This is a genomic window from Homoserinimonas aerilata (assembly GCF_006716125.1).
GTDB lineage: Bacteria > Actinomycetota > Actinomycetes > Actinomycetales > Microbacteriaceae > Homoserinimonas > Homoserinimonas aerilata.
Genome location: NZ_VFOM01000003.1, coordinates 137,657 through 162,370, shown reverse-complemented (window position 1 = coordinate 162,370; position 24,714 = coordinate 137,657). Strand labels below are relative to the sequence as shown.

Sequence of the window (24,714 nt, the reverse complement as noted above, 5' to 3'; positions counted from 1 at the left end):
CCTGAACATCCCCACCACAAGGAGACCCCATGACTGACAAGCCCACCGTCCTCTTCGTCTGCGTACACAATGCCGGCCGCTCGCAGATGGCCGCCGGCTACCTGGCCGCCCTCGCAGGCGACCGCGTGACCGTGCTCTCCGCCGGCTCCGAGCCGAAGGACGAGATCAACCCTGTGGCGATCGCGGCGATGGCCGAAGAGGGCATCGACATCGCCAACAACGCCCCGAAGATCCTGACGACGGATGCCGTCAAGGAGTCGGATGTCGTCATCACGATGGGCTGCGGCGATGTGTGCCCCATCTTCCCGGGCAAGCGCTACGAGGACTGGGAGCTCGACGACCCCGCCGGTCAGGGCATCGACGCGGTGCGGCCGATCCGCGACGACATCAAGGCGCGCATCGAGGGGCTGCTGGCGGAGCTACTGCCCGCCTGATGCACCCCGTCGGCCAGCGATCTTTTCCACTCACCCGCAGGGCCGGGAAAGCTAGTCTGCGGGGTGTCGAGTTATGACGATGAGGGGCGGACACGCTTTTCGTCCGCCCCTCATCGTCATTGTTTGAGCTGAGGAGCAGGCTGGCTTTCCCGGCCTACCCTCACTCCCACTCGATGGTTCCCGGCGGCTTCGATGTGACGTCGAGCACGACCCGGTTGACGTCTTTCACTTCGTTGGTGATGCGGTTGGAGATCTTGGCGAGCACGTCGTAGGGCAGCCGCGTCCAGTCAGCGGTCATGGCATCTTCGCTGGAGACGGGGCGCAGCACGATGGGGTGCCCGTAGGTGCGGCCGTCGCCCTGCACTCCGACGGAGCGCACGTCGGCGAGCAGCACGACGGGGCACTGCCAGATGCTGTTGTCGAGGCCGGCGAGGGTCAGTTCGGCGCGCGCGATGGCATCCGCGTGGCGCAGAATTTCGAGCCGTTCCTTGTCCACGGAGCCGATGATGCGGATGCCGAGGCCCGGGCCGGGGAACGGCTGGCGGGCGACGATGACCTCCGGCAGGCCCAGCTGGCGACCGATCTCGCGCACCTCGTCCTTGAACAGGGCGCGCAGCGGCTCGACGAGCTCAAACTGTAGGTCCTCGGGCAGGCCGCCCACATTGTGGTGGCTCTTGATGTTGGCGGTTCCGCTGCCGCCACCCGATTCGACGACGTCAGGGTAGAGGGTTCCCTGCACGAGAAAGCGCACCGGGTCGCCGTCGGCGGCGGTCTCGGCGACGAGGTCGGCCTGCGCCTGCTCGAAGGTGCGGATGAATTCGCGGCCGATGATCTTGCGCTTCGTCTCCGGGTCGGTCACCCCGGCGAGCGCGTCGAGGAACTGCTTCTCGGCATCGATGGTGATGAGGCGCACACCGGTGGCCTTCACGTAGTCCTCTTCGACCTGGCGGCGCTCATCCTGCCGCAGCAGCCCGTGGTCGACGAAGACGCAGGTGAGCTGATCGCCGACAGCCTCATGCACGAGGGCGGCGGCGACGGCCGAGTCGACCCCTCCGGAGAGCCCGCAGATCACGCGACCTGTGCCGATCTGGTGGCGGATGCGCGCCACCTGTTCTGCGATGACGTTGCCGGCATTCCAGTCGGCCGGGATGCCCGCCGCCGTGTGCAGGAAGTTCTCGAGCACGCGCTGCCCGAACTCGGAGTGCTTCACCTCGGGGTGCCACTGCACGCCGTACAGTTTGCGCTCGTCGCTGGCGAACGCGGCGACGGGGGTCGCGTCGCTCGACGCGAGAACCTCGAAGCCGTCCGGCGCCTTCGACACGGAGTCGCCATGGCTCATCCAGGTGGTCTGCTGCTCGGGCTGGCCGGCCAGTAGCGTTCCGCCGCCGCCGGTGATCGTGACATCCGTCGCCCCATATTCGCGTCGGCCGGTCTGCGCGACCTCGCCGCCGAGCTGCGTCGCCATGACCTGGAAGCCGTAGCAAATACCGAGGGTCGGGATGCCGAGCTCGAGGATGCCCTTGTCGAGGCTGGGCGAACCGGGCTCGTACACGCTCGACGGGCCGCCGCTGAGCACAATACCCACAGGGTTCTTCGCCGCAACCTCCGCGGCGGTGATCGTGTGCGGCACGATCTCCGAATAGACGGATGCCTCACGCACGCGCCGCGCGATCAGCTGCGCGTACTGCGCCCCGAAGTCGACGACCAGCACGGGCCTCTGCTCGGTCTCGCTCATACGCTTGCCCCTTCGGTCTGCGAAATCTCGGCCAGTGCGGCCTCGACCCGCCTCGGCACGCTGCGCTCCAAGAAGAACGACAGCAGAGGAATGATGCCACCCAGCGCGATGAACAGGAAGCGCCCGAACGAGAAACGCATCAGCCGCCACAGCACGAAATCGCAGCCCACATACAGAACATAGAACCAGCCGTGCACGATGAGGATGACCGTCGACAGGTTCACACCCGTGATCAGATCCTTCGGCGTGAGCGCCAGAAAACCGTCAGGCCCGCCCATCTCGATGTCGACGCCGAACCCGTAACGGGTCACCATCATCAGGCACAGCAGCAGCAGGAACGTGCCGGTGATGTACGACGAGACCTTGTAGACAGAGAGCGTCTTGCGGATGCGCGGAATATCTGAGGGGCGAGGGCCGGGAAGCATGGCCCTAGTTTAGTTGGGCCGGCTGGGCCTTCTCGCCCTGCCCGGCCTCGCCCTGCCCGGCCTGAGCCTCTGCCGTCTCCAGCTCCCACGCATCCTTCACCAGACGCCACCACAGGAACACGGCGAAGCCCGCGAACACCACCCACTCGGCGGCATAGAAGATGTTCAGCCAGTTGATCTGCACCTCAGGGTCGGGAGTGTGCGAATCGATCGCCACCAGCCCGGCCGCCGCCTCGCCGACATCAGCGGGCGAATCGAGCACGAGATAGCCGTTGTAGATGCCGCCATCGGAGAGCTGCGGCCACAGGTTCACAAAAGCTGCGGGCGCCATCGTGTCGAGGCGTCCGGCGATGTAGTCGGTCTCCTGCGGGGCCTCGCCGACGATATAGCGACCCTGCAGGTGCACCTCCGCCGGGGCATCCGCGACAAGACTGTCGACGACGGATGCGGCATCCGCCTCGCTCTCGGCCCAGCCGACCGCGACCGCCAGGTCTGCGCCGCCCACGACCAGATGGCCGGCAACCCAGAACCCGAACTCGCCGCCATTGAGCCTCTGCGACAGCACCAGATAGTCACCCGGAACAAGGCGCCCGCTCAGGCTCACGCGCTGCCCGTCACTCGCGGCCGACACCGGCGACTGCGGCTCGGCCACCGACTCGAGCGGCACCACCGTCTCCGTCTCGCGGGTCACAATCTCACCGCGGTCGATGCTGCGCTCCAACTGCCACTGCCCGAGCGCGGCGAACGCGGCGGCGATGGCAAGCGCAAGCAGCAGCGCGGCGATCCACCGCGGCCTGCGCGCGACGGCCCACATACTCACCCCACCAGCCTAGCCGCGGGTGGCTGGGCGGACACCCACGCGGCTCCATCGCCGCGCGAGCGGTCGGTTCTCGTCCCAACCACGAACTTTTGGGGCGAAGAATGACCACTCGCGCTGGGGGAGAACAGCAAGATCCGCGCGAATGGTCAATACCGGCCCCCAACTGCACGGTTTGGGGCGACATTTGACCAGTCGCTCGCAGGGAGGCGCGCCCTGAGCGAGACAGATTCCCGCGCTAGCGGCTGCCGATGTCGGGGGCCTCCAGGCGCACCCGGTCGGCGGATTCGTCGTCGGGCTGCGTCTGGCTGGCGAGCTCCGCAGCCACGCGGGCCAGGTAATGGCTGATCTCGCTGTCGGTGCGTTCCTCGTCCCAGCCGAGCACACCCGCCATGAGACGGGCCGCAACGGGGGCCGCCGACACGCCCCGATCCCACGCCTCGATCGAGATGCGGGTGCGCCGGGCGAGCACGTCGTCCAGGTGCAGAGCGCCCTCATGCGAGGCCGCGTACACGACCTCCGCCTCCAGGTAGTCGTCGGCACCGGGCAGCGCCGTGTTCAGCGATGGGTTCTGCCGGATGATGTCAAGCAGTTCGTCGGTGAGCGTGCCGTAACGATTCAGCAGGTGCTCGATGCGCACCTTGTGCACGCCGAAGGCGCGGGCGATCTTGCTGCGCTTGTTCCAGGCGGCCTGGTAGCCCTCCGCCCCGAGCAGCGCGATGTTCTCGGTCGTGCTGGGCGGCACACGCCCGTCGAGGGCCGCGGATGCCGCATCGATCGCATCCTTCGCCATCACCCGGTAGGTGGTCCACTTGCCGCCCGCCACGACGACGAGGCCTGGCACGGTGTGCGTGACGATGTGCTCGCGCGACAGCTTGGACGTCTCATCCGATTCGCCCGCCAGCAGCGGCCGCAGGCCCGCAAACACACCCTCGACGTCATCGCGGGTGAGCGGAACGGCGAGCACCCGGTTGACGTGCTCAAGCAGGTAGTCGATGTCGGCGGCCGTCGCGGCGGGGTGCGCCTTGTCGAGATCCCACTTCGTGTCGGTCGTGCCGATGAGCCAGTGCCGGCCCCACGGGATGACGAACAGCACGCTCTTCTCGGTGCGCAGCAGCAGGCCCACCTTCGACTGGAAGCGGTCGCGCGGCACCACCAGGTGCACGCCCTTCGACGCGCGCACCTTGAACTGGCCGCGCTCGCCCACCATCGCCTGCGTGTCATCCGTCCACACGCCTGTCGCGTTGACGACCTGCCTGGCGCGGATCTCGAAACGCTCACCCGTCTGCAGGTCGTGCGCGTTCACGCCGACGACCCGCTGGCCGACCTTGACGAAGCCCTCCACGCGCACGCGGCTGGCGACCTTCGCGCCGTAGGAGGCGGCGGTGCGGGCGAGACTCGACACGTAGCGCGCGTCATCGACCTGCGCGTCGTAGTAGGTGATGCCGCCGACGAGCGCATCCTTCTTCAGGCTCGGGATGGCGCGCATAACCTGCCGGCGCGAGAAGTGTCTGTGGTGCGGCACCCCTGGCGGGCGCCCACCCGAATAGCTGAACAGGTCGTAAAGCAGCATGCCGGCGCCCACATAGAGCCGCTCGATGACGGGCTTCGTGAGCGGGTACATGAAGCGCACCGGCTTCACCAGGTGCGGGGCGATGCGCTGCAGCAGCAGCCCGCGCTCCGTGAGCGCCTCGCGTACAAGCCTGAAGTCGAGCTGTTCCAGATACCGGATGCCGCCGTGCACGAGCTTCGAGGAGCGGCTCGACGTGCCAGAACCCCAGTCGCGGGCCTCCACCATGCCGACGCTCAGGCCGCGCGTGACCGCGTCGAGCGCGCTGCCCGCTCCGACGATGCCGCCGCCGATGACAAGGATGTCGAGCTCACGCGTCTTCAGCGCCTCGACGGCCGCAGCCCGCTCCTCGGCCCCCAGCCTGGTCGAATGGGAAACCTGCGAGCGGGACATCGGATGCCTTCCTCAGCGAGAATGCGGTGCGTACGGTGCGAGCACAACCTCAACCCGCTGGAACTCCTTCAGATCTGAATAGCCGGTCGTCGCCATCGAGCGGCGCAACGCCCCCACCAGGTTCGACTTGCCATCAGCAACGGTGGACGGCCCGTACAGGATCTCCTCCAGGGGAGCGATCTGGCCGACCTCGACACGGTTACCGCGCGGCAACTCACTGTGGTGCGCCTCCGCACCCCAATGGAAACCGCCACCCGGAACATCCGTCGCCCTCGCGAGCGTCGTGCCCAGCATGACCGCATCCGCCCCCATCGCGATCGCCTTCACAATGTCGCCGCTCGTGCCCAGCCCGCCATCGGCGATGACATGCACGTAGCGACCGCCGGACTCGTCCATGTAGTCGCGACGCGCGCCCGCAACATCCGCCACCGCAGTGGCCATCGGGGCGTGGATGCCCAGGCTCGCGCGAGTCGTCGATGCCGCACCGCCGCCGAAGCCGACGAGCACGCCAGCCGCACCCGTGCGCATCAGATGAAGAGCGGGAGTGTAACCAGACGCCCCGCCCACAATGACGGGAACGTCGAGCTCATAGATGAACTCCTTGAGATTGAGGGGCTCCTGGTTCTGCGACACATGCTCGGCGCTGACCGTGGTGCCGCGGATGACGAACAGGTCGACGCCCGCCGCGACAACCGTCTTGTACAGCTGCTGCGTGCGCTGCGGGCTGAGCGCACCCGCCACAGTGACGCCAGCGGCACGAATCTCGGCGAGACGCTGCGTCACCAACTCCGGCTTGATCGGCTCGGCGTAGATGCGCTGCATGCGCCGAGTCGCCTCGGCTGCCGGCATCGTGCGGATCTCCTCCAGCAGCGGCTCGGGGTTCTCGTAGCGGGTCCACACGCCCTCGAGGTCGAGCACGCCCAGACCACCCAGCTGGCCCATGCGGATCGCCGTCGCCGGGCTCACCACAGAATCCATGGGTGCCGCAAGGAAGGGGATGTCGAACTGGAAGGCGTCAATCGACCACCCCACCGAAACATCCTGGGGGTCGCGCGTGCGACGATTCGGCACGATAGCGATGTCATCGAACGCGAACACACGACGTGCCCGCTTGGCGCGGCCGATCTCTACTTCATTCACCATCCCAGCCTATCGCGCTGCCCGTTTAGGCACCCGGGCCCTTGTCGCGAAACTCCCTGCGTGAGACTCCTCTCGCGCACCATGGCTGCCCGACTCAGCCTGACAATGGTGGCGAGTTGCCCACTTCGGCCCCCTTTTCGCCCGAAATAGGGGCGAAAGTCGGCAACTCGACACCAAGACCGGGGGGCGCCCGGATGCCCAGCGCGACACAATTAGGGAATGACAGAGAACAGCACTGCCGTGAGCGTGCGCGACCTCAGCAAGAGCTACGGCGGCGTCACGGCACTGCAGGGCGTGACCTTCGACATCCACAGGGGCGAAACCTTCGCCCTCCTCGGCCCGAACGGCGCCGGAAAGAGCACAACCATCGAGATCCTCGAGGGATACCGCGACCGAAGCAGCGGCCACGCCGAAGTACTCGGCGTCGACCCGCAGAAGGGTGGCATCGCCTGGAAGGCTCGCCTCGGAATCGTGCTGCAGTCCACCGGCGAGCCGGGCGCCGTAACAGTGCGCGAGCAGCTCGCCCACTTCGCCGGCTTCTACGCGAACCCGCGCCCCGTCGACGAGGTCATCGCCGCCGTCGGCCTCGAAGAGAAAGCCGGCACGCTCATCCGCAAGCTGTCCGGCGGGCAACGCCGCCGCGTGGATGTCGCCCTCGGCATCATCGGTCGGCCCGAGCTTCTCTTCCTCGACGAGCCGACAACGGGTTTCGACCCGGAAGCGCGGCGCCAGTTCTGGGAGCTCATCCGCTCGCTCAAGGCGGAAGGCACCAGCATCCTGCTCACCACCCACTACCTCGACGAAGCCGCCCAACTCGGCGACCGGGCCGGCATCATCGCCGACGGCAGGCTCATCGACATCGGCCGAATCGACGAGATCGGTGGCCCGGATGCTCGGGTGCCGGTCGTCAGGTGGCGTGAGTCGGGCGTCGTCCGCGAGCAACGCACCACCGCGCCAGGACTCCTCGTCGCCGAACTCGCCCGCGACGGCGAGCCCGACGGGCTGGAAGTCATCAGACCCAGCCTCGAAGACGTTTATCTGCAGCTCATCGCCGACTACGAGCATCCGGAATCTGAACTTTCAGCCCCACGCGACGCTCACCGGGCAACCCACCCGGGGAATCCAGACTCACGCAGCGACAGCGCAGAAGAAGAGGTTCCGGCATGACCGCAACAATGACGACCCCCACCCTGCCTGCCGGCCGCACCGTGACGCTCGGCGTGAGCCGAATCATCTACGAGGTGAAGGCCTACTTCCGCCAGGGCGACACGGTGTTCTTCACCTTCCTGTTCCCGGTGATGATGTTGGCAATCTTCTCCACCGCCTTCGCCGAATCCGATTTCGGGCGGGATGATGCCGGCAACACCATGAGCGGCGCCGCGTTCTACCTACCGGCGATGCTCGCGGCGGGCGTACTGCTGAGCGGCCTGCAGAACATGTCCATCGACATCGCGACCGAGAAGAGCGACGGAACCCTCAAACGCCTCGCCGGGTCACCGCTGCCCATGATCAGCTACTTCATCGGCAAGATCGGGCAGGTCTTCGTCACCTCCGTTCTGCAGGCGGCGCTGATAATCGCGGTCGCCGCGCTCGCCTTCGGGGTGAACCTGCCCGACGACCCGCAGCGGTGGCTGACGTTCGTATGGGTTTTCGTGCTCGGCGTCACGACGTCGTCGATCCTCGGCATCGCGCTCAGCGGCCTGCCCCGCAGCGGCAAGAGCGCAACCGCCGTGATCATCCCCATCGCCCTCGTGCTGCAATTCATCTCCGGCGTGTACCTGCAGTTCACGATGCTGCCCGAGTGGCTGCAGAATGTGGCATCCGTGTTCCCGCTGAAGTGGATGGCGCAGGGCATGCGCGCCGCATTCCTGCCCGAAACCTTCGAAGCGCTAGAGCAGGGCGGCAGCTGGGATCTGGCCGGCGTCGCCATCGCGACAAGCATCTGGCTGGTCGTCGGCCTGGTGGTGTGCCGCCTCACATTCCGTTGGATCCGCAAAGACAGCTGACGGTACGGCAGCGGGCGCCGAGGCACCGCCCCTGTTAGAGCTCCAACCCCACGAGCACCGGCTCCGGCTGCAGCAACACCCCGAACTCGTTCAGCACGCGGCTCTGAACAAAGCGCGCCAACTCAGCCACCTGCGCAGCCGTCGCCCCACCCGTGTTGACCAGCGCAAGCGTGTGCTTGCTCGAGATCGCCGCCCGGGCCCCCGGCAACGAAAAACCACGCCGGATGCCCGAATTCTCGATCAGCCACGCCGCGCTCAACTTCACCTGCCGGTCGGCGGCCGTTGCCAGGGGTCGCGCCTCGTCGAGCAACGCTGACTGCTCCAGCGGAACCACCCGGTCGGGCAGCTCCGGTTCAAGACTCCACCGCGGCGCCGTCGCCGGCAGCGACGCCGCGAAACGCTCCCCCACTATCGGATTCGTGAAAAAGGAACCAGTGCTCACCGAATCTGGGTCAGCATCCGACAACACCATGCCCTTCGACGCGCGCAGCCGCAACACCGCCTCGCGCACCTCGGCCACCGGACGCCGCTCGCCAAGCGACACAGACAGTGCGGATGCGAGCTGCGCGTAGCCGATCGGCTCACTCAGACCGCCGCGACCCAAACGCAACTCGATCGCAACGACGACGCCCTGCCGCCCCTTCTTCATGGCCGACATGCGGTATCCAAGCTCCAACTCGGATGCCGGAATGCGGGTGAGCTCGCCGCTCAGATAGTCGAGATAATCGATCGCCTCAAGAGTGTCGGCGACCTCCTGACCGTAAGCACCAATGTTCTGGATCGGGGCCGCACCCGAAGCACCCGGAATACCAGACAACGCCTCAATACCTGCGAGGCCGTTCTCAACCGAGAAAGCGACCAGAGCATCCCACGGCTCCCCCGCCTGCACGCGCAGCGTCACCGAAGCGTCATCAGAGCCGATCTGCTGGATGCCCCGGTTGCCCACGTGGACGGCGGTGCCATCGAAACCATCATCGGCAACCAACAGGTTCGATCCGCCACCGAAGACAAGCCAGGGCTCGCCACTCTCCCAGGCGTCGCGCACGGCGGCGACCAAACTGTCGGCATCCGTCGTCTCCACCATCAGGCGGGCCGCGCCACCAACCCGCGTCGTCGTGAGCTCGCTGAATGTGGTCACGGGGCGAGACTCACCACAACCTGCGCCTTACCCAGAACCGTCTGACCGTCAAACATGACAGTCAGGTCGATGCGGGCAGTCGCCTCATCGACGGCACCGACCGTCGCGGTCACAGTGATCGTGGCGCCGAGCTGCGCGTCAACCACAACGGGACGCGTGAACTTGACCTGGTAGTCGAGAATGCGCCCCGGGTCGCCGGCCCAATCAACGACCGGCTGAACTGCGGCACCCATCGTGAGCATTCCGTGGGCGAGCACGCCCGGCAGGCCCACACCCTCCGCCACATCATCGCGGTAGTGGATGGGATTGAAATCACCGGATGCTCCGGCGTAGCGCACAAGGGAATCGCGCGAGAACGAGAACTCGGCCTCGCCGACGACCTGCCCCAGCTCGGGCCGCTGCGGGGCGCTCACGAGTCGGCCCCTCTCACAACGAGAGTGGACACCGCAGTGACGACATGCTCGCCCACCGCATCGACAACCGACGACTCCGCCGTGACCATCGCGTTTCCCGCGATCGCCTTCACGCTCGTCACCGTCAGGGTCGCCGTCAGCTCGTCGCCAGCCACGATGGGCCGCGTGTAACTGAAACGCTGATTGCCGTGCACGACCCTCGAGAAGTCGATTCCCGCATCCGGTTCGGAGAGCAACTGCGCGAGCGTCGACTCCTGGATGACCACCGGGAACGTCGGCGGGGCGACCACATCGGCGTAGCCTGCCGCGCGGGCCGCCTCCGGATCGTGGTTGATGGGGCTGCTCGCGAAGACAGCGCGAGAGAACTCGCGGATCTTCTCGCGGGCGACGACATAGGGCGCTGTCGGGGGGAACACGCGCCCCTGGAGCTCTGGGTTCACAGTCACGGAACGAGTCTATTCGGCGTGGGCCACGGGCACCCGTGCTCGCGGCCGCTGTTCGCGCCCGGCCATCCGGGTCTCTCTTGCTCGCCCGGGTCGCGCGGGCCTCTCTTGCTCGCCCGGGTCGCGCGCAGTCATCCGGGCCACCCTTTTCTTCGCCGAGAGTACGCATATACGACGTTTGAGGCGCAAAAACGTGCAATTCGTGCAGTCTCGGCGAAGAAGGAGGTGACGGATGCGCGGCGGGTGGGCGCTGGCGACATCCACTCATCCGGTCACGCAAGCTCGCCGAGAGTACGCATAGTTGACGTTTGAGGCGCGAAAGCGTGCGATTCGTGCAGTCTCGGCGAAGGAGGAGGAGGGGCGGGCGGGCGAGGGCGGATGCGCGCGGCAGGGGGGATGCGCGGGGTGGGTGCGGCGGGGCGGGTGCGGCAGGGCGGGTGCGGCGGGGCGGGTGCGGCAGCGCGGGGTGCGGGCAAGGGAGCGCAGCGGGGCGGATGCGCGGCAGGCAGCACGAAGCCCCGGTCACCTGAGGTGATTCCGGGGCTTCGGTGGTCTTAGGAGTGCTGCGACCAGTTTCCGCTAGTGCGGTCTACTGGCAGCTGTCACACTGCAGAAGATCCATCGGGTCGACGGGAACGTCATAACCGCCTACGTTGTCGTTGTCCATGAGGACCTCCTCTGATATCTGGAATCTCGGTGCGAACCCGATCTCGGCCTCGCGTGGGTTCCTACTATATAACGTGAATCACACGAATGTCATTCCACTACATGTAGTGGTTTCGGCGTGTCGCGCTGTTTCTCTTAACACTACAAAAGACCACCGACATTCACTGTGGATCACACACTCATCCGAGCATCCGGAACCCCCGCGAGTGGTCGATATCGCCCCCACAGCGCGGGCCATCAGGCCGAAATCGACCTTTCACCCCAGCGCGCGGGCCCGATGCGCCCGCACCTTCGCCCGGTTTCCGCAGCGCTGCATCGAGCACCAGCGGCGGTTGTCGGCGCGCGATTCATCGAGAAAGACGTAACCGCAGTCATCCGCCTCACACTCCCTGATGCGACGGCGAGCGGATGCCTCCCCCGCGTCATCGAGGCGACCGTGCGTCGTGAACACGCGCACCGCATCCCGCGCCACGCTCGCGAGCGCCTGCGCGGCGCGCACCCGGCCCGCCCCGGCGCGACGGCGACCGCCCGCCAGCGCAGGCGGAACATCCGGCATCGCGGCGAAGAGGTTGATCGTGTCGACGTCGTCGCGGGTGGGCGCACCACCCAGCGCGACGGCACGGGCTGCGGATGCGATGGCCTCGCGCAGCAGCACGGCGTCGCGCAGCTCGCCCGTGCTGGCCTTCTTCTCGACGCGCTCGAAGCGCTCCGCCAGCCACTCGACCAGGTCGGCGGGCGACGCGAACTGCTCACGCACATCGACGCCGCCCAGGCCGAAGTCGAGGCTCAGCGCGCCGGAGTCGAAGAACCATCGGGTGCCGTCGGGGTTCGCCAGCCACTGGCCTGTGGTCACTATTGGCCTGCATTCACGGTCATGTAACCATGATAGCCAGTTACAGCATCCACTGATGGAACGCCCAGCCCGCACACCTAGTCTGGGGACATGTCACGCATCGCCATCATCGGAGGCCACGGCAAGGTGGCCCTTCTGCTCGCACACCGCCTCGCCGTCAAGGGCGAAGACGTCACGTCCATCATCCGCAATCCGGGGCACGCAGAAGACGTCGCCGCGACCGGTGCGGTGCCCGCCGTCGCCGACATCGAGACGCTCGACGTCGACGAGTTCGCGACTCTGCTCGACGGCCACGACGCCGTCATCTGGGCGGCCGGAGCGGGCGGTGGCGACCCCGCACGCACCTACGCCGTCGACCGCGATGCGGCCATCAGATCCATGGATGCCGCCCAGACGGCGGCCGTGAAACGGTACGTCATGGTGTCGTACTTCGGCGCGCGCCCCGACCACGGCGTGCCGGAGGACAACAGCTTCTTCGCCTACGCAGAGGCGAAGGCCGCCGCGGATGAGCACCTGCGCGCATCCGACCTCGACTGGACGATCCTCGGCCCGAGCGGCCTCACCCTCGCGCCCGGCACCGGCACGATCGACGCCTCCGCCGAGGAGTCGACGACCGTCTCACGCGACAACGTCGCCCGCGTCGCCGAAGCCGTACTCGACGACGACAGAACCATCGGGCGCACGATCCGCTTCAACGACGGGCCCACCCCCATCGCCGACGCGCTGCACGCCTGAGCCGGCCCGAGCATCCGGAGTCTCGAGCATCCGGAGTCTTCTCTCGCCGAGACTACGAATAAGTGACGTTTTAGACGCGCAAACGATCACTTTGCGTAGTCTCGGCGAAAGAATCCCTCAGTGGCCGGGGCGCCCCGTGAACTCGTCCATGGATCTGTAGACGCCGAACCAGCGGCCGCCGATGGCGTCCCAGGCGCGGGTCGGCAGCACGCCGCGCAGCACCTTCGACAGGTTCACCGACCACGGCAGGTACAGGATCGGCTTGCCGGCGAGCATCGCCGCCCACGCGCGGCGCACCGCGAATTCGGGGGTCATGACCGGGGTGAGCAGCGGCCCGCGCGCCCCCTCGAACATGCCGGTCGAGATGTAGCTCGGCGCGAACGTCGTCACCTTCACGTGCGCGTGGCCGGCTTTCTCGAGCTCGAGCCGCACTGAGTCGCTCCAGCCGATGACCGCCCACTTCGACGCCGCGTACACGGCCATCCGCGGGTTCGAGAGCGTGCCGGCCGCCGACGCGATGTTGAGCACCCGGCTCTCGCGGCCCGAGGCGATCATCGCGGGCAGGAACTCGCGCGTCACGTGCATCGGCGCGAGTGCGTTGATGCTCATGGTGAACTCGGTGTCGCGCCGTGAGTCCTGCTCCCAGAACAGCGCGCTGCGCACGACGCCGGCGTTGTTGATGAGCACGTCGGGGGCACCGACCTCCGCGATCACGCGCGCCGCAGCATCCTGAATCTGCTCGAGCGACGACACGTCGACCGTGTACGCATGGACAGGAACGCCGGATGCCCCAAGCTCGGCCTGCGTCGCGGCCAACCCCTGCTCGTCGATATCCCACAGCACGACCGCCGCCGCGCCTTCGGCTACGGCCCGCTGCGCATACATGCGGCCCATGCCCATCGCCGCACCGGTGACGAGCACGATCTTCGCTGCAACATCCTTCATATCTGGAAGGTACTGCGCGCACGCCCAACTGCGGATGCCCTCAGAGAAAATCACAAACCGTGCCACGCAATTAGCCCGGTGCTATGGTCGAAACAGCTGACCTCACAGCGGAGACCGGTACGCTACCCGCTTCAGTGTTTGGCGTGCGGCCTTGTTCACATCACCGATCAAGGAACCATCATGAGCATTGCGCAGCGCACAGTCGAAACCAAGTGGGAGGGAACGCTCGCCAAAGGCGGCGGAACCCTCAACGGCACGAGCGGCGCCCTAGACGGGCAGCCGGTGAGCTGGGCTGCACGTACGGAAGAACCGGGCGGCAAGACCAGCCCTGAAGAGCTCGCCGCTGCAGCACACTCCTCCTGTTTCTCCATGGCCCTCGCGCTCACGCTCGGTGAGCACAAGCTGACCCCGACAACCCTCGTCGTCGGCTGCACCGTGACCCTCGACGCGGTCGACGGCGTGCCCACGATCGTGTCATCCGAGATCACGGTCGACGGGGATGTCGAAGGAACGGATGCGGCAGGTTTCGCCGCGATCGTCGACGAGGCGGCCGCCGTCTGCCCCATCTCACGCCTGTTCGCTGGCGCCACCATCACCGTCACGACGAAGTTCAAGGGGCAGTAGGCATGGCAGCAGAGCCGATCCAGCTTCACAGCACCGCCGCAGCGGCGACCGCGAAGGCCGACACCGGATGCGCGTGCGGGCACCATGAAGACGAGGCGCTCGTTCTCGATACCCGGCAGATTCCGCACGCGATCCGGCACGCCACCATCTTCGGCGCGCTCGACTCGCTTGCGGTCGGCATCTCGCTCGACCTGGTGGCCAACCACAACCCGCTGCCACTGCTCGCCCAGCTGGCGCAGCGGCATCCGGACGCCTTCGAGACCGCGTACATCGACGACGGCCCCGAATTGTGGACGCTGCGCCTCACCCGCGTGGCGGCCTGAGCCAGCCCGCCTTCGCCCTTCGGGTACGGCGATCGGATGCTCAGAGCGACTGAGAGCATCCGATTGCCGTACTCGAGCGGCAGCGGCAGCCCCGCTACTTGACGCGGAACGCGCCCGTCGCGCCATGCTCGGCATCGGCCATGATGTGCGTGACGAAGGGGTAGGTGCCGGCCTCGGGGAATGTCAGCTCGACGAAGCCGCCCTGCGCGGCGCCGAGCGCGAGCGTCTGGGATCCGCCCGTTCCGGTGCTGCCGCCGTCGCGCAGGCGGTAGTCGCTCTCCGCAAAGACGGTGTCGAACTGGCCGCCCACCACATGAAATGACGTGAACAGGTTCGGCCCGGCGTCGACAACCCAGACGCGCACCCTCTCCCCCACGCGCGCCTCGAGCGGGCGGTCGCGGTACTGGTTCGCGTAGCCGTTGAACGCGACCATGTCTGGCTGCTTCGCGAGCACCTTCTCGGCATCCGCAATCTCGCCCTGCGCGCCCAGATAGAACTCGGACTGCACCATCACGTATTCGCGGTCGACGGGTGCGAGATCGGGCGGGTCGATGATGACGGCGCCGAACATTCCATTCGCGATATGTACCGACATCGGCATCGTCGAGCAGTGGTACAGCCAGGCGCCGGATCGGGTCGCCGTGAACGCGTATTCGAGCGACTCGCCCGGGCCGATGGTTCGCATTGGCTCGTCAGGGGCGAGCGCGCCCGCATGGAAGTCGATCGAATGGCCCATCTCGCTGTCGTTGCTGAGAGTGACGATGAAGCGGTCGCCGACCCTGCCGCGCAGCGTCGGTCCCGGCGCCTGACCGTTGTACAGCCATAGCAGCTGGGTGACCCCGGGCGCGACCTCGACCTCCTCCTCGGTCACGGTCAGCGCGACGCGGTGCACGGTCTCGGCGGATGCTGCGGGCAGGCTCGCATCGCGCGCCTCGAAGCCGTCGGGGGCCACCTTCATGGGGTCGAAGTCGGCGGCGGCGGATGCGCCCGAGCCGTGACTCATGCCGTGACCGGAATGTTCGCCGCCCTCGGCATCCGGAGACGCGGACGGCGTCGCAGATGAGGATGCGGATGCCCCGGTCACGACGATCGAGAACACCATGCCCATCTGGCGGTGCGGGGCGATCGAGCACCAGCCCTCCAGGTCGGTGGTGATGATGCCCACGTCGACGGTCTCGTGCTGGCCCTTCGCGAGGCGGCCGGATGCGACACCGTTCTCGACGGCGAGGTCGTGCACGTCTGCGTCGAGGTTGCTGAGTTCGATGACGAGCCGATCGCCGGCGGGCACCTCGACGACGTCGGGGCTGAAGCGCATGTCCTTCATCGTCATCTGCACCGTCGTGGTGTGCCCCGTCTCCTGCACGCTCGCATCCGGTCGCGCCGCCCCGATGCCAGCCGCGGTCGGGTCGATGGCGACACCGACGACCACGGCGAGCACGAGTGCGCCAGCGGCGGTGACGACCATGCCGCTACGGCTGCGAATCTGGGGCTGCGGGCCCGCATCCGTCGCCTCGGCAACCCCGCGCCGGGCGATGCGCACCGCCCGCAACGCGAACACCACGAACGACAGCAGCACGGCGAATACCACGAACGAGAGCACGATCTTGACGAGCCCGGGCAGCGGGAACAGGTAGAGCAGCATGCCGCCGTTGATGACGATGACGCGGAAGACGGAACCCCGGTCGAGTTCGCGCGCCGTGAGCCTCGAGACAGCGGGGCCACCACCGAGCACGACCGGCACCAGGTGGCTGAGCGCGGCGATCACGATCTGCGCGATGAAGCCTGCGACGAACGGGATGATCAACGCGTCGACGGCAGAGTCGAGCGCCGACCAGTCACGCGTGGCGATGACGAGCACGCCGAAGGCGAGAACGCTGCCGAAGAACCAGAGCAGCGCCGCGGCCATGGAATACGCGGCATAGGTGCGCGGCGGCGAGTCGATCGCCTGCTTCACGGCCTCGATGAGAACCAGCGAGAGGCCGGCCAGATAGACGAGCACACCCATCGCGACGAGAGGAACATACCCGCTCAGGCATGCGACCACGATCAGAGCGAGACCGAAGAGCAGCGGGGCGAGAGCGAAGCTCGCGGCACGCTCCGCCTGAGGTTGGATGCGCGCGTGCAGGATGGTGGGCCACAACAGGATGACCGTGCCGACGACGGTGAGGCCGACCCAGCCGAGCACATTCAGGGCGATGTGGGCCAGATGCAGCTGCTCCCGGGACCACGGTGACGCATCCGGGCCCGCCAGCAGCACACCGGCGGCAACGCCGACGACCAGCACGAGCCCCGCCGCAACGTAGTAGCGCACAAGGTGCCCGAAGCGACTGGGCAGGGCGCCGCGGCCCTGCACGAACAGGCTGACAGAGTGCAGCACTGCAGCCAGGGCCACGAGCGCCCCGCCCGCGATTGTGACCGGCCAGACTCCCGTCATCATGCCGCCGATGACCGTTGCTGCACCCAGAGTGTGGATGCCGAGCCGCACCGCAAGCGCGACCCTTCCGCCGCGGGCGGGCCGACGCAGCAGGGTGTCGGCGAAATGTTGGCTCCAGATGAGGATGGCGGTCGTCGCCGCGCCAAGCACCGTCAGGTGCACCATCAGCCAGGTCGGCACCGGAAGGAAACGGTGGAACAGCACCGCGAGCGCCGTCGCCACCACCCACAGGAGCACAAGCGAATTGATGGCCAGATACCAGCCTCTGCGTGTCATCCGGCGACCTCCTGTTTCTGGGCACGACTCTGCCCAGAGTTTTGCGCTGCGTTCTGCGCTGCGTTCTTGGCGGTCCGTTTGGGCGGCCCCATGATGGCCGATGCCGCCGCGAGCACCACGAAGAGCAGCACCGCCGCAACATTCGTCGCCCCGCCCCAGGTGACGAGCTGGTGCGCGCCGAGCCCGTCACCGAAGCCGATGCGCGCCACAAGCGAGACATGCAGCAGCGCAACAGGGATGTACAGCATGGGTCGGTACGGCAGCGGTCGGCGCAGCACCGCCGGCAGGATGACGGGCGCGTGCGCCATGATCATCGACATCGTGAAGCCGAGGAACACCGCGTGCAGCACCGCATCGTAGGCGGCCCCCTCAAGCGTGGCGCCCGCGAACACCCAGGCGACGGATGCGACGGCAAGCCACACATACCCGGCGAGCAGGCAGATGGCGATGTAGCGGGGCAGGCCGCGTGCGCGCACGAGACGCGTGGCGACGTCGTAGCGCAGCAGCCACACGATGACGCCCAGCAGCGAGACGCCGAGCAGCGGATGCCCGAACTCCGGCCACAGAAGGCTGGCCAGCACCCCCATGGTGACGCCGAGCGACGCCGACTGCACGAGCAGCAGGGCCCGCCGGCTGAGTCGCACGATGCGCGCCAACTCGACCCTCTCCCCCACGATCGTGAGCACCAGGTAGCCGGTAATCGACGGCACAAGCGTTGCGACGGGAACACCGCCCAGCCACAGGATGCCCGAGGCGAGCACGAGCACCGCCCCGAGTGACTGGATGGCAATCGCCGCGGCCGCCTGCCTGCGCCAGATGGCCACATAGAGGAGGCACTGCACTCCGAAACCGGCGACGACGAGCGACTGCGCGATCGCGGGCGGCAGGCTCGTGATCATCAGGATGCCGCCGAGACCCAGCAGGGCGGGCGAGAGATAGCCCCACCAGCGGCGCATGGCGACGGCCCGTTCCAGGCTGATGAGCGTGCCGATGAATCCGAACACCATGAGGGGGCCGTGAACATCGGGAAGCCGGTCGAGCGTGACCGGTGCGGGCAGGCCGAGCAGCAGCAGGGCCGCGTCGAGACCGAGCAGCAGCGCCACCCCGCCGGGGATGAGCAGTGCGAGGCGCGCGGCTGACCCTGTCGCGTCGCCGGGCCGGCGCGCGGATGGACTGGCCCCGAGGGCGACGTCACCCGGAGCTGCGGGTGCGCTCACCCCTCGACTCTACACGCCGTAGAAATCGCGGCGCCAGAGGTGATGGGGCGTCACATCCGGGCACCCCACCCGGCCGCTTGCCTGCGCGCGTCCGGTCCGCACCCGGCCCGCCATCCGGTCGCGTCCGGCCCGCATTCGGTCGCGTCCGGCCCGCATTCGGTCGCGTCCGGCCCGCATCCGGTCGCATTCGGTCGCGAGAGTACGCAAAACGTACGTTCTGAGACTCAAAGCGTGCGATCTGCGTACTCTCGCGGAACATCCGGCCCACCCGCACACACCCCTCTTCGCCGAGACTGCACGTATCGCACGCTTTCGCGCTGAAACCGTGCGATTTGCGTAGTCTCGCGAGGGTGAAGGGGCGGGCTCAGCCGCGAGGGTGAAGGGGCGGGCTCAGCCGCGAGGAGGCTGGGGTCACCTACGAGGATGCTGCGGCCCAGCTCACGGCGCCAGGATCTGCCCGATCGGTTCGCGCTTCTCCGCCTGGAAGCGATCCTCCGTGCGACCGTACGCCCAATACCCGGAGAGCGATACCTGCCCGCGATCAAGCCCCCGCTGGCCGAAGAACACCTCACGCAGTGCCTTCATCGACTCCCGCTCGCCGTGGGCGAAGACCTGGACCTGCCCGGGCATCCACTCGAATGCTGCGACCGTGTCGGCGAGGATGCTCGAACTGCCCGCAGGCGCCGCACCACGGTGCAGCCACCGGATGTCGATGCCGGCCGGTGCGCTCAACGCGATCTGGTCATCCGCCCCGCCCACCTCGATGAAGGCGACACCGATCGCCTCCTCGGGCATGGCTTCGAGGGCGGCGCCGATGGCGGGCAGCGCGGATTCGTCGCCGGCGAGCAGATGCCAGTCGGCTTCGGGGTTCGGCCTGTAGCCGCCGCCGGGGCCGGTGAATGCGATGCGGTCGCCGGGCTCGGCACGTGCGGCCCACGGCGCGGCTAGCCCTTCATCGCCGTGCACGACGAAATCGATCGACAGCCACTGTTCTGCGTCATTCACCTCGCGAACCGTGTAGGTGCGGGTCACGGGAAGTTCGTCCCGGGTCAAGCGTTCGCGCAGTGCGGCCATGTCGTAAGGCGGCTGCAGGCCGAGTTCTGGATGCGCGAAGAAGATCTTCACGTAGCGGTCGGTGAGGTCGTTGTTCACGAACGATGCGAAGCCGTCGCCGCCGAGGTACAGCCGCACCAGATGCGGGCTCAACTGCTCGCGCCGGATCACTTCGAGCACGATCTGGGGCTTCGGTGCGCGCACAGGACGATCAGACACGGTTCTCCTTCGGAGGGCGGCAAACGAAAGCGCCCCTCACCAGACTAGGCAGCGAAGCTGCGAACCTCGGCTGAGCGGTGTAGCGCGACCATGCTCACCACGATGATGATGCGCCCTGCCGGCACCACGCGGTCACTCCGCCAGGTGAATGACCTCGATGCCTGGTGTGGCGATGACGAGTACGTGGGCGGCTTCAATGCCGTCGAGGGCGGCGACCACGGCGTCTGCGTTTGCCTCGCCTGGTCCGGCATCCGCCCGCCTGAGCACGGTGACCCGGGCACCGGTGGAGGTACGGATCGCCTGGGCAAGCTCGTCTCCGTGGGCGGCTACCAGGGTCACCCGTTCGATCGTTCGGCGCGGTTCGTGCGTCACCCCGGAGGCCATGTCTCGGCGCCAGACCACAAAATGGTAGGCGGCCACGAGCACGGTTGCGACGAGCAGCCCTAGCGCCTGCCGCGATCGTTCCAAGAAGCTTTCGCCGCTGCTGTTGTCGAGGATGAATGAGAACAGTTGGAACCCGATGACGAGCAGGGTTATGAGGGCGACGAGGGCGCTCACCCCGAAGATCACCACAAGGTAGACGCGTCTGCCCGGTGTGGCAACCCTGTTGGCGGCGGATGCGCTGCGCGGCGCCCAGATAACCCACCACAGGGCGCCCCCGACGAGCAGTGCGCTGAGACCGCCCAGGAGCAGGCTGCGGATGCTGTAGTCGATGAGAGGTTCGCTGATCGTGGCAAGCAGGGCGTTGACGGTCACGCCGACTCCGGTTGCCGCCACCGCGAGCGATACCCCCGCGCTGACCAGCCTGCTTGCTGAGCTGAGCGCCGGGCCGTGTGCCGCGACCACTCTGGCGTGGTAGATGAGGGTGAGGGCGCCGAAGGCTGCTGTCGAGACCGCGATGCCGTATTCGTCGAAGCGTGCCGTCAACGGTTCTGAAGCCCCGGCGAGGAGGGTGAGTGTTGTTGCGAGGGTGCGGGTGACTCCGGATGCGAACAGCGCGAAGGAGGCGAAGCCGGCGATGTAGACGAGCAGCACGTGCGAGAACCCGGTCGTGTGGTTGCGCACCCCGACCCGGAACCAGTGCCACCACCAGATGGCGCCGCCACCGACAGCCCACACGAGGGACTGAAGGATGGGCTGCCAGACCGGCGAGCCGGCGACAGCAATCGCCCCCACTCCTGCCAGGGCGGAGTTGATGAGAGCAGACAGTGCGAGGGTGAGCCCGCCGATGGCGAAGGTGAGCCCGATCAGCGATGCGATCGCGGGGGTGACGCCGACCAGCCGGCTCGGTCCTTTGCTCGGGTGCCGCCACATCCAGTAATGCCACACCCACACGAGAGCCCAGACGAGGGGCACGGCGAGCCCGGAGAGGTCGGCGTCGCCGGTGATGATGTTTGCCACCCAGGTGAAGAGCGCAATGGTGAAGGTGAGTAGCGCGATGGTGGAGGCCACCATCAGGTAGACGGGCCAGGCGACGGATGCTCGGTCGCGGGCGATCGCCGATTCTCGCCAGATCAGCCACCACAGCAGGGCGGCGAGCGGCCCGGCGACGAGTGTGAAGGCGAGTGATTGGGCGAGTCCGTAGTTGTCGGTGTTGAGCATGGTGTTGCCGACGCTGAGGAGTCGTTCGAGGAGCCCGCTCAGGCCGATGGCGGCGATGATGACCATGGTCAGCAACAGCAGGTAGGTGATGACCCGGCGCACGGTTTGCACTCCGCCGGGGGCGGGCGTGGCGGCTGGCCTTGTGGTGGTTTCACTCATTGGGCTGCCCCTGGTTGTAGCAGACGGCGAGTTCCCACGGTGCGCTGTCGATCATCCACGCCCCGTCTTCGTTGAGGAGGGAGAAGGTGCCTTCGGAGTCGTACAATGACGGGCCGAACAGCCCGCCGCCCACCCCCCGGGAGATTGTGACGCGCACGACGGCGGTGTCGGCACTGACTTTTGAGGAGTTGAGGGTGAGCCGGATGTCTCCCATCGAGGTTCCGTCGGCGCGTTCGCACTGTTCTCTGACGGCGCGGGTCATGAGTTGTGTGGCCGCGGGGAAGTCACCGTCGACGACCGCGGAAGCATACTTTTGCACCGCACCTTCTGGTGTGGCCGGGTCGAGCGGTGTCGGGGTGCCCCGCGTGAAGACGACCACCAGCGCGAGGATCACCACGGCCGCGATGATCGAAACTATGACGACAAGTGTTCGGTCGGGTCGACCGGTGGCTGTGCTCATTGCATCAGTATGACGCGGTGATGAGAACGTGTCGCCTAGATGGCGGTGTTCGTTTGTGTGGTGCGGTTGAGCCACGCCGCCACATGCACGGCGGTTGCCCCTCCCCCGGTTGCGATGTGCTGTGGGGTGCCGGTGGCGACGACGGTGCCTCCTGCGTCGCCTCCGCCCGGTCCGAGGTCGATGACCCAGTCGGAGTCGGCGATGGCGGGCAGGTCGTGTTCTACGAGGATGACCGTGTTACCGGCATCCACGAGTCGTTGGAGTTGGTCGAGTAGTAGGCGTGTGTCGGCCGGATGCAGCCCAGCGGTTGGTTCGTCGAGAAGGTAGAGGGTGTGCCCGCGGCGGGCCCGCTGCAGTTCGGTGGCCAGTTTGATGCGTTGTGCTTCGCCGCCGCTGAGTTCTGTGGCGGGTTGGCCGAGTCGCAGGTAGCCGAGCCCGACATCGCGGAGGGTGCGGAGGCTGCGTTCGGCGGAGGGCACGTCGGCGAAGAATTCGGCGGCGGTGTCGACGGTCATTCCGAGCACGTCGGCGATTGTTGTGTCGCGGTAGGTGATTTCGAGGGTTTCGGCGTTGTAGCGGGCGCCGTGGCAGACCTCGCAGGGTGCGTACGTTCCGGGGAGGAACATGAGTTCCACTGAGACGAAACCTTCTCCGGCGCAGGCGTCGCACCGGCCACCGGGCACGTTGAAGGAGAACCGGCCGGCGCCGTACCGGCGGGCGCGGGCTTCATCTGTTGCGGCAAAGAGTTTGCGCACCGCGTCGAACATGCCCGTGTAGGTGGCCAGGTTGGAGCGGGGGGTGCGGCCGATGGGGCGCTGGTCGACGACCACCAGTCGGTCGATTGCGTCGAGCCCGCTGACGCTGCCCACATCGAGTGTCAGTGCGGGGTCGTCGGGGTCGCCGGCCACACCGAGTTGCGACCGAACCAGGTGGGCGAGCACTTGGGTGACGAGGGTTGATTTGCCTGACCCTGAGACGCCGGTGACGGCGGTCATGACCCCCAGGGGCAGCTCGACGGTGGTGCCGCGCAGGTTGTGGCGGGTGATGTCGCTGATGGTGATCCACGAGTCGGGTTGCCTGACCGTGCGGATGCTGTGGGCGTTGTCAGCAAAAAGGTATTGTGCGGTCACCGATTCGGTGACGCCTTCGAGCCCGTCGACGGGGCCCGAGTAGAGCACCCGCCCGCCTCCGTCTCCGGCGTTGGGGCCGATGTCGACCACCCAGTCTGCCCGGCGCACAACGTCGAGGTCATGTTCGACGACGAACAGGGTGTTGCCTGAGTCTTTGAGCCGGTCGAGCACTTCGAGTAGCGGTTCTGCGTCGGCCGGGTGTAGCCCGGCTGACGGCTCGTCGAGCACATACACAACGCCGAACAGCCCGGATCGCAGTTGGGTGGCGATGCGCAGCCGCTGCGATTCACCGGTCGACAGGGTTGTGGAGTTGCGGCCGAGGCTCAGATAGCCGAGCCCCAGTGTGAGCAGTTCGTTGACTCGCACGATCATGTCGGATGCGATCCGCTGGGCGGCCTCGCTCGCTTCGCTGCCGCCTGCGCCACGGCCATCCGTGCTGCTGTTGTGTGTGTTGTGCAAGGCTGCCGCCAGTTCGGCGAGCGGTACCGTGTTCATCTGGGCGATGCTGCGCCCCGCATAGGTGACGGCGAGCGCTTCGGGGCGCAGGCCGCTGCCGCCGCAGGCCGGGCAGTCGACGCTGACCACAAAGCGGAGCGCTCGTTCGCGCATCCGTTCGCTCTGAGATTGTGCGAGAACGTGCATGACGTGGCTGCGGGCGCTCCAGAATTTGCCGTAATAACCGTGGTCGATGCGGTCACGTTCTGGTTCGATGAGCACGGATGGCTGTTCGTCGGTGAACAGCAACCACTCTTGGTCTTTGCGCGGGAGGGTGTTCCACGGTTTGTCGATGCTGATGCCCAGCCCGTGCACAATGCTGCGCAGGTTTGCTCCCTGCCAGGCACCCGGCCAGGCCGCGATGGCGCCGTCGCGGATGCTGAGTGTCGGGTCGGGCACCAGTAGCTCTTCGGTGACATCGTGCACGACGCCGAGCCCGTGGCAGCGCGGGCACGCCCCGGCGGGGGTGTTGGGTGAGAACGCTTCGGCGGCAAGGTGTGCTGCGCCTGCCGGGTAGGTTCCGGCGCGAGAGTAGAGCATGCGCAGCAGGTTGGAGAGGGTGGTGATGGTGCCAACGGTGGAGCGTGAGCTGGGTGCGCCCCGGCGTTGCTGCAGTGCGACGGCCGGCGGGAGGCCCGTGATCTGGTCGACGTCGGGGGCGCCCACCTGGTTGAGCAGGCGGCGGGCGTAGGGGGCCACCGATTCGAAGTAGCGGCGTTGTGCTTCGGCGTAGAGGGTGCCGAATGCGAGTGACGACTTGCCGGAGCCTGACACGCCCGTGAACGCGACAACAGCATCCCGCGGAATATCGAGGTCAACGTTTTTGAGGTTGTGCTCGCGGGCGCCGCGAACCTGAACCCACCCCTGCGTTGTGCTGTCTGTCATGCCTCCACCGTCCTGGCCGCGCAAACATCACCCCAGCGGCCGGCCGTGTCGCCGGCACTGTGCGCGCCCTTATTCACAGTAGGCGCGGCACCTGACCGCGTCACCCGGCCAGTTGTCAGCTTCG

General features: G+C 67.3%; 22 protein-coding genes. 6 read left to right on the top strand and 16 right to left on the bottom strand.

Annotated elements, in window-relative coordinates; all coding sequences use genetic code 11:
• The first annotated feature begins 29 nt into the window (after positions 1–29).
• Entirely contained in the window at positions 30–434 is a 405-nt protein-coding gene (locus tag FB562_RS12250) for an arsenate reductase ArsC (protein ID WP_141881585.1), read from the top strand.
• A gap of 160 nt (positions 435–594) precedes the next feature.
• On the opposite strand, the gene guaA is transcribed toward FB562_RS12250, so the two are convergent.
• From guaA to FB562_RS12225, 5 genes are all read right to left on the bottom strand, one after another.
• The gene (gene guaA / locus FB562_RS12245; protein WP_141881584.1) at positions 595–2,169 is read right to left on the bottom strand and encodes a glutamine-hydrolyzing GMP synthase; all 1,575 of its coding nucleotides are present in this window, start codon (positions 2,167–2,169) and stop codon (positions 595–597) included.
• Positions 2,166–2,594: a DUF3817 domain-containing protein gene (locus FB562_RS12240; RefSeq protein ID WP_141881583.1), complete on the bottom strand. Its 429-nt coding sequence runs from the start codon at positions 2,592–2,594 to the stop codon at positions 2,166–2,168. Before FB562_RS12240 ends, guaA begins: the two co-directional genes overlap by 4 nt.
• 4 nt (positions 2,595–2,598) lie before the next feature.
• Complete coding sequence (locus tag FB562_RS12235; RefSeq protein WP_141881606.1) at positions 2,599–3,408, bottom strand: SURF1 family cytochrome oxidase biogenesis protein; 810 nt, start codon at positions 3,406–3,408, stop codon at positions 2,599–2,601.
• Between the two features lie 241 nt (positions 3,409–3,649).
• Entirely contained in the window at positions 3,650–5,374 is a 1,725-nt protein-coding gene (locus tag FB562_RS12230) for a glycerol-3-phosphate dehydrogenase/oxidase (RefSeq protein WP_141881582.1), read from the bottom strand.
• Positions 5,375–5,386: 12 nt separating this feature from the next.
• Positions 5,387–6,514, bottom strand: a complete 1,128-nt coding sequence (locus FB562_RS12225; RefSeq protein WP_425459832.1) for a GuaB3 family IMP dehydrogenase-related protein — start codon at positions 6,512–6,514, stop codon at positions 5,387–5,389.
• Between the two features lie 219 nt (positions 6,515–6,733).
• Between FB562_RS12225 and FB562_RS12220 the strand changes: the two genes are divergently transcribed.
• Positions 6,734–7,681 carry an ABC transporter ATP-binding protein gene (locus FB562_RS12220; RefSeq protein WP_141881580.1) on the top strand — a complete coding sequence of 316 codons (948 nt, stop codon included), beginning with the start codon at positions 6,734–6,736 and terminating at the stop codon, positions 7,679–7,681.
• Complete coding sequence (locus FB562_RS12215; RefSeq protein WP_141881579.1) at positions 7,678–8,520, top strand: ABC transporter permease; 843 nt, start codon at positions 7,678–7,680, stop codon at positions 8,518–8,520. Before FB562_RS12220 ends, FB562_RS12215 begins: the two co-directional genes overlap by 4 nt.
• 34 nt (positions 8,521–8,554) lie before the next feature.
• Here FB562_RS12215 and FB562_RS12210 read toward each other — a convergent pair whose 3' ends face one another.
• The 4 genes from FB562_RS12210 to FB562_RS12190 all read right to left on the bottom strand — a co-directional run bounded on the left by FB562_RS12210 (position 8,555) and on the right by FB562_RS12190 (position 12,033).
• The gene (locus tag FB562_RS12210; RefSeq protein ID WP_141881578.1) at positions 8,555–9,658 is read right to left on the bottom strand and encodes a UDP-N-acetylmuramate dehydrogenase; all 1,104 of its coding nucleotides are present in this window, start codon (positions 9,656–9,658) and stop codon (positions 8,555–8,557) included.
• Positions 9,655–10,071, bottom strand: coding sequence for a MaoC/PaaZ C-terminal domain-containing protein (locus FB562_RS12205; protein WP_246081484.1), 417 nt, complete (start codon positions 10,069–10,071; stop codon positions 9,655–9,657). The genes FB562_RS12210 and FB562_RS12205 overlap by 4 nt, the downstream gene beginning before the upstream one ends.
• On the bottom strand, positions 10,068–10,517 hold the full coding sequence (locus FB562_RS12200) for an FAS1-like dehydratase domain-containing protein (RefSeq protein WP_141881577.1): 450 nt from the start codon (positions 10,515–10,517) through the stop codon (positions 10,068–10,070). Before FB562_RS12200 ends, FB562_RS12205 begins: the two co-directional genes overlap by 4 nt.
• 919 nt (positions 10,518–11,436) lie before the next feature.
• Positions 11,437–12,033 carry a CGNR zinc finger domain-containing protein gene (locus tag FB562_RS12190; protein WP_246081483.1) on the bottom strand — a complete coding sequence of 199 codons (597 nt, stop codon included), beginning with the start codon at positions 12,031–12,033 and terminating at the stop codon, positions 11,437–11,439.
• Positions 12,034–12,123: 90 nt separating this feature from the next.
• On the opposite strand from FB562_RS12190, the gene FB562_RS12185 reads away from it, so the two are divergent.
• Positions 12,124–12,768, top strand: a complete 645-nt coding sequence (locus FB562_RS12185) for an NAD(P)H-binding protein (protein WP_141881576.1) — start codon at positions 12,124–12,126, stop codon at positions 12,766–12,768.
• 117 nt (positions 12,769–12,885) lie between these two features.
• On the opposite strand, the gene FB562_RS12180 is transcribed toward FB562_RS12185, so the two are convergent.
• Positions 12,886–13,713: an SDR family NAD(P)-dependent oxidoreductase gene (locus tag FB562_RS12180; RefSeq protein WP_141881575.1), complete on the bottom strand. Its 828-nt coding sequence runs from the start codon at positions 13,711–13,713 to the stop codon at positions 12,886–12,888.
• A 180-nt stretch (positions 13,714–13,893) separates the two neighbouring features.
• Here FB562_RS12180 and FB562_RS12175 point away from each other — a divergent pair, with 180 nt between their 5' ends.
• Positions 13,894–14,337: an OsmC family peroxiredoxin gene (locus tag FB562_RS12175; RefSeq protein ID WP_141881574.1), complete on the top strand. Its 444-nt coding sequence runs from the start codon at positions 13,894–13,896 to the stop codon at positions 14,335–14,337.
• A gap of 2 nt (positions 14,338–14,339) precedes the next feature.
• Positions 14,340–14,660, top strand: coding sequence for a DUF2249 domain-containing protein (locus FB562_RS12170; protein ID WP_141881573.1), 321 nt, complete (start codon positions 14,340–14,342; stop codon positions 14,658–14,660).
• 94 nt (positions 14,661–14,754) lie between these two features.
• Here FB562_RS12170 and FB562_RS12165 read toward each other — a convergent pair whose 3' ends face one another.
• From FB562_RS12165 to uvrA, 6 genes are all read right to left on the bottom strand, one after another.
• Positions 14,755–17,370, bottom strand: coding sequence for a multicopper oxidase domain-containing protein (locus tag FB562_RS12165; RefSeq protein WP_141881572.1), 2,616 nt, complete (start codon positions 17,368–17,370; stop codon positions 14,755–14,757).
• Positions 17,367–18,587 carry a hypothetical protein gene (locus tag FB562_RS12160; protein WP_221625418.1) on the bottom strand — a complete coding sequence of 407 codons (1,221 nt, stop codon included), beginning with the start codon at positions 18,585–18,587 and terminating at the stop codon, positions 17,367–17,369. The genes FB562_RS12165 and FB562_RS12160 overlap by 4 nt, the downstream gene beginning before the upstream one ends.
• 438 nt (positions 18,588–19,025) lie before the next feature.
• A complete protein-coding gene (locus FB562_RS12155; RefSeq protein ID WP_141881571.1) occupies positions 19,026–19,859 on the bottom strand; it encodes a siderophore-interacting protein in 834 nt (277 codons plus the stop codon).
• 132 nt (positions 19,860–19,991) lie between these two features.
• Positions 19,992–21,620 (bottom strand): DUF5671 domain-containing protein, encoded by a 1,629-nt coding sequence (locus FB562_RS12150; protein ID WP_141881570.1) that lies wholly within the window; start codon positions 21,618–21,620, stop codon positions 19,992–19,994.
• Positions 21,613–22,080: an LpqB family beta-propeller domain-containing protein gene (locus tag FB562_RS12145; RefSeq protein ID WP_141881569.1), complete on the bottom strand. Its 468-nt coding sequence runs from the start codon at positions 22,078–22,080 to the stop codon at positions 21,613–21,615. The genes FB562_RS12150 and FB562_RS12145 overlap by 8 nt, the downstream gene beginning before the upstream one ends.
• 35 nt (positions 22,081–22,115) lie before the next feature.
• Positions 22,116–24,590 (bottom strand): excinuclease ABC subunit UvrA, encoded by a 2,475-nt coding sequence (gene uvrA / locus FB562_RS12140; RefSeq protein ID WP_141881568.1) that lies wholly within the window; start codon positions 24,588–24,590, stop codon positions 22,116–22,118.
• Positions 24,591–24,714 lie beyond the last annotated feature (124 nt).

What these genes read in the sequence shown, in the direction of transcription:
- FB562_RS12150 (WP_141881570.1), bottom strand. Translation starts at nt 21,620, where the DNA reads ATGAGTGAAACCACCACAAGGCCAGCCGCCACGCCCGCCCCCGGCGGA.
- FB562_RS12145 (WP_141881569.1), bottom strand. Translation starts at nt 22,080, where the DNA reads ATGAGCACAGCCACCGGTCGACCCGACCGAACACTTGTCGTCATAGTT.
- FB562_RS12215 (WP_141881579.1), top strand. Translation starts at nt 7,678, where the DNA reads ATGACCGCAACAATGACGACCCCCACCCTGCCTGCCGGCCGCACCGTG.
- FB562_RS12235 (WP_141881606.1), bottom strand. Translation starts at nt 3,408, where the DNA reads ATGTGGGCCGTCGCGCGCAGGCCGCGGTGGATCGCCGCGCTGCTGCTT.
- guaA (WP_141881584.1), bottom strand. Translation starts at nt 2,169, where the DNA reads ATGAGCGAGACCGAGCAGAGGCCCGTGCTGGTCGTCGACTTCGGGGCG.
- FB562_RS12170 (WP_141881573.1), top strand. Translation starts at nt 14,340, where the DNA reads ATGGCAGCAGAGCCGATCCAGCTTCACAGCACCGCCGCAGCGGCGACC.
- FB562_RS12220 (WP_141881580.1), top strand. Translation starts at nt 6,734, where the DNA reads ATGACAGAGAACAGCACTGCCGTGAGCGTGCGCGACCTCAGCAAGAGC.
- uvrA (WP_141881568.1), bottom strand. Translation starts at nt 24,590, where the DNA reads ATGACAGACAGCACAACGCAGGGGTGGGTTCAGGTTCGCGGCGCCCGC.
- FB562_RS12250 (WP_141881585.1), top strand. Translation starts at nt 30, where the DNA reads ATGACTGACAAGCCCACCGTCCTCTTCGTCTGCGTACACAATGCCGGC.
- FB562_RS12175 (WP_141881574.1), top strand. Translation starts at nt 13,894, where the DNA reads ATGAGCATTGCGCAGCGCACAGTCGAAACCAAGTGGGAGGGAACGCTC.
- FB562_RS12230 (WP_141881582.1), bottom strand. Translation starts at nt 5,374, where the DNA reads ATGTCCCGCTCGCAGGTTTCCCATTCGACCAGGCTGGGGGCCGAGGAG.
- FB562_RS12185 (WP_141881576.1), top strand. Translation starts at nt 12,124, where the DNA reads ATGTCACGCATCGCCATCATCGGAGGCCACGGCAAGGTGGCCCTTCTG.
- FB562_RS12180 (WP_141881575.1), bottom strand. Translation starts at nt 13,713, where the DNA reads ATGAAGGATGTTGCAGCGAAGATCGTGCTCGTCACCGGTGCGGCGATG.
- FB562_RS12240 (WP_141881583.1), bottom strand. Translation starts at nt 2,594, where the DNA reads ATGCTTCCCGGCCCTCGCCCCTCAGATATTCCGCGCATCCGCAAGACG.
- FB562_RS12165 (WP_141881572.1), bottom strand. Translation starts at nt 17,370, where the DNA reads ATGACACGCAGAGGCTGGTATCTGGCCATCAATTCGCTTGTGCTCCTG.